Raw genomic sequence first — 678 nt, 5'->3', positions numbered from 1 at the left:
TTTCAATAAACTTTTTTTGTTAGATGAAAACATCAAAAAAAAGCGTTGTTGGGCTTGTGGAAGTTTATCAACAATCAAGTGGAGTAAGCGCAATAGTAAACAGCGTTATAAATGTAAAAATTGTGGTATTTTCTTTACTTCTCATAATAAATCAGTAACAAAATCAAATCGTTTTATTTGGTTTGAAAAATGGATAATAGAAAGAAGAACAATTTATCAAATAGCAGTAGAGAGCAATTATTCTCAGAGAACTGTTCGTAACTATTTTTATGATTATCTTTCAAGACCTCCAAAATTATCAGTTTATCCATCAGAGAAAGTAAATTTACTTATAGATGCAACTTATTTCAGTAATGGAATTTGTTTAGTTTTATATAGAGATGCTACCATTAAATTTACACAACTTTATCGTTTTTCAGATGGAGAACATTATACTGAGATAAAAGAAGATTTAGAAAACCTATTAGCACTTGGTGTTCAAATAGAAAGTATTACTTGTGATGGTCATAAATCTATCCTAAAAGCAATTAAAATAGTACTACCTCAAGTAAAATTACAACGATGCTTGGTACATATTCAAAGGGATTGTAGAATATGGTTGACTAAAAATCCGAAAAGTGATGCAGGATATGATCTAAAACAAATTACCTCCAAAATGCATCTGATTGATAATTATCA

At 28.5% G+C, this 678-nt stretch carries 1 protein-coding gene; it reads left to right on the top strand.

Annotation, left to right across the window (positions count from 1 at the left end; genetic code table 11):
• On the top strand, positions 1-678 hold a 678-nt coding region (locus ACY2RW_RS16085; protein ID WP_490123752.1), incomplete at both ends, for an IS1/IS1595 family N-terminal zinc-binding domain-containing protein.

Source organism: Polaribacter sp. 2305UL8-11, from assembly GCF_058147165.1.
This window is presented reverse-complemented; position numbering and strand designations above follow the sequence as displayed.